The organism is Xanthomonas sp. SHU 166, assembly GCF_000364685.1.
Classification (GTDB): Bacteria; Pseudomonadota; Gammaproteobacteria; order Xanthomonadales; family Xanthomonadaceae; genus Xanthomonas_A; species Xanthomonas_A sontii.
Genome location: NZ_AQOJ01000443.1, coordinates 1 through 3,053 on the forward strand (window position 1 = coordinate 1; position 3,053 = coordinate 3,053).

At 71.1% G+C, this 3,053-nt stretch carries 3 protein-coding genes; all 3 read left to right on the top strand.

What is annotated here, in order from left to right:
• The first annotated feature begins 143 nt into the window (after nt 1–143).
• Nucleotides 144–1,250, top strand: a complete 1,107-nt coding sequence (locus D180_RS11990) for a hypothetical protein (protein ID WP_043090884.1) — start codon at nt 144–146, stop codon at nt 1,248–1,250.
• The gene (locus D180_RS11995; protein WP_017912984.1) at nt 1,243–2,292 is read left to right on the top strand and encodes a DNA methyltransferase; all 1,050 of its coding nucleotides are present in this window, start codon (nt 1,243–1,245) and stop codon (nt 2,290–2,292) included. Before D180_RS11990 ends, D180_RS11995 begins: the two co-directional genes overlap by 8 nt.
• Before the next feature lie 125 nt (nt 2,293–2,417).
• The coding region (locus D180_RS12000) for a DUF2242 domain-containing protein (RefSeq protein WP_017912985.1) at nt 2,418–3,053 on the top strand (636 nt) is incomplete at its 3' end.

Consider the following 3,053-nt stretch of genomic DNA (forward strand, 5'->3'; position numbering starts at 1 on the left):
CGGTGTCGGCCGAAGCGGTCGCCGGCCCGGCCGGTTACGACGATGCGATGGTCACCGTGTGGGAGAACGGCCGCCTGCTGCACGACTGGACCTTCGCCGAGGTACGCGAGCGCGCGAACGCCGCGCGCCTGTAGGAGGCGACCATGGACGCGTCCCTGCCGAGTCCGCCGCCATTGAGCGGCGGTTCGCCGCTGTTCGCCGCGCTGCGCGCCAGCACCCCGCATCTGGAATGGCGGGTGCCGGCCGTTGCCGATGCGTCGCGCTGGCGCCAGCAGCGCATCGGCGCGCGCGACTACCGCGTCGCGCAGCCGGTGACCTTCACCCCTTACGCATCGGTGCGGCCGTGTTCGGCGCGCTGCCGTTTCTGCTCGGAAACCCTGCGGCCGCAGGCCGGCGGCACCGCCGCGGCCAGCCTGCGGCCGCCGCCGGACTACTTCGCGCAACTGCGTCAGGCATTGGCGCAGCTGCGCGGGCTGCCGCTGTCGCATTCGCTGTCGGGGCTGGAGATGACCGACGACGAAGCCTGGTTCGTGGAGCTGCTGCAGACCCTGGGCACGGCCGAGCGCGAGGGACTGCTGGTCGAACAGCGGGTGCTGTACAGCAACGGCGCCGGTTTCGCCCGCGGCCACGGTGAGGTCTTGCTGCAGGCGTTGCAGCGCTTCGGTCTGTCGTGGATCGAGCTGTCGCGGCACCATCCGCAGCAGGTGCAGAACGATGCGATCATGCGTTTCCGCCCCGGCGAGGCGATCGCCGATGCGGACGTGTTCGTCGCCACTGCGCAACGCATCGCCGAAGCGCTGCCGTTGCGCCTGGTGTGCATCCTGCAGCACGGTGGCGTCGCCGATGCCGACGGCGTCGCGGCCTACCTGGACTGGGCGCGCGCCTGCGGGGCACGTACGGTGATCTTCCGCGAATTCTCCCGGCTCGGCGACGGTTACCGCGATGGCGGCACCGCACGCTATCTCACGCAGGCGCGGGTCGCGGTGGAGCAGGTGCTCGGCGCCTGCATGGCCGCGCCGTGGTGGCGCGAATTGCAGCCGCTGCAGATCACCGAGGGCTACTACTTCTGGAACCTGCGCCTGGCCACCGCCGACGGCATGGAGGTGGTGTTCGAGACCTCCGACTACGGGGCGATGCACGCGCGCCACGACAGCGGCGACATCTACAAGCTGGTGTTCTTCGCCGACGGCCGGCTGTGCGCCGGCTGGCAGCCGGACCGCGATCTGCTGTGGCGGGCGTCGCATGGATAGCCGCAGCTGGTGGACGCCGCAGCCGGATCCGCCGCAACATCGGCTGCCGGAGGACCTGCGCCAGCGCGATCCGCTGGGCGCGCGCGACTGCGGCTGGGTCGGGCAGATGCGTCCGTTCGTGCGCCACTTCAGCGCGCCGGGCGAGCGTGTGCTGGATCCGTTCTGCGGCTTCGGCAGCACCTTGCTCGCGGCGGAACTGGAAGGGCGCCACGGCATCGGCCTGGAGATCGACGCGGCGCGTGCGCGGCTGGCGCGCGAACGGCTGCAGCGGCTGGGCCTGCACGCCGAGGTGCTGGACGGCAGCTTGCCGCACTACGCGCCATCCGCGCCGGTGGACCTGTGCCTGACCAACGTGCCGTACTTCGGCTGTGCCTGGCCGGCTGAGGCGGGGCCCGACCAGCTCTACGCCAGTGCCGACTACGCCGCCTATCTGCACGGCCTGCGCGCGGTGTTCCATGGAGTCCGCCGCCACCTGCGCGAGGATGGCTTCTGCATCGCGATGGTGGAGAACGTCCAACTTGGCGCGGCCACGGTGCCGCAGGCCTGGGACCTGGCGCGGATCCTGGGCAGCCTGTTCGCGCCCTGTCCCGAGCGGGTGCTGTGCTACCCGCGCGAGACCGCGCAGCCGCTAGCGCCCGGCGACACCCGCAGCGACCGCAGCCACGAGTACGCGCTGATCTTCCAGCACCGGCGCCAGCGCATCGACCTGGCGGGCACCGCGCAGTTGCTGGAGGCGCTGCACGCCGACGGTTTCGTCTTTGCGCTGCACGGCAGCTATCCGCGCTGGCTGGCGGATCCGGCGGCGGCACCGCGCCTGCCCGGCGATGTCGACCTGCTGCTGCCGCGCGACCTGGACGGCCTGCTGCGGCTGCTCGACTGGCTGCGCGCGCGTGGCTTCCTGCTGAGCCTGTGGGGCGAGCCGCTGGCGGTGCCGCCGACCCTGGCACTGCTCGACGCCCATCATTACCTGCGCGCCGAACGTCGCGATCGCCACGGCGGCCTGCTGCGCGTGGACCTGGCGCTGGAACCCGCCGCCGCCTGACGCGGCGGCGGCGCAGATCGCCCATCTCGCTAACCGCGGGATGAGCGGCCGCGGTGGCGTCAAGGCCGCGCCCACGCGCTTGCGGCTATCCTTTGCCGCGGTTCCCTCTCTCCGGTCAACGGCCTATGTCCGCTCCCTCCAAGGTTCTCGCCATTCCCGCGCTCGCGCTGATCGCGATCGGCCTGAGCGGCTGTTTCGCGCGCAAGCAGGACGGCCTGGTGAAAGAGACCTTCAATTCCGACAACACCTATTCGCGCAACTACCCGGTGCAGCCGGCGCAGGCCTGCGAATCGGCGCGGCGCGCGCTGCTGAGCCAGGGCTACGTGGTCTCCAAGGCCACCGCCGATGCGGTGGAAGGCACCAAGAACTTCCAGCCCAGCGACGAGTTGCATGAGCAACTGGAACTGCGCGTGTCCTGCGTCGCGCACGGGCAGGACGAATCCTGGGTGTTCGTCAGTGCCTTGCAGGACCGCTATGCGCTGAAGAAGAGCCCGACCTCGGCCAGCGTCGGCGTCGGCGTGCTCGGCTCGGTGTCCCTGCCGATCGGCAGCAGCGACGACTCGATGGTGCGGGTCGCCAGCAGTACGGTGCAGGACGGCGACTTCTACAAGCGCTTCTTCCAGCTGATGAGCGAATACCTGCCCAAGAGCAAGCCGGCACCGGAGCCGACTGCGCATCCGTCCGCGGCGGTGACGGCGCCGGCGCCGGCAGCGCCCGCACCTGTACCTGCAGCGTCGACGGTGCCGACTCCGCCGCCCGCC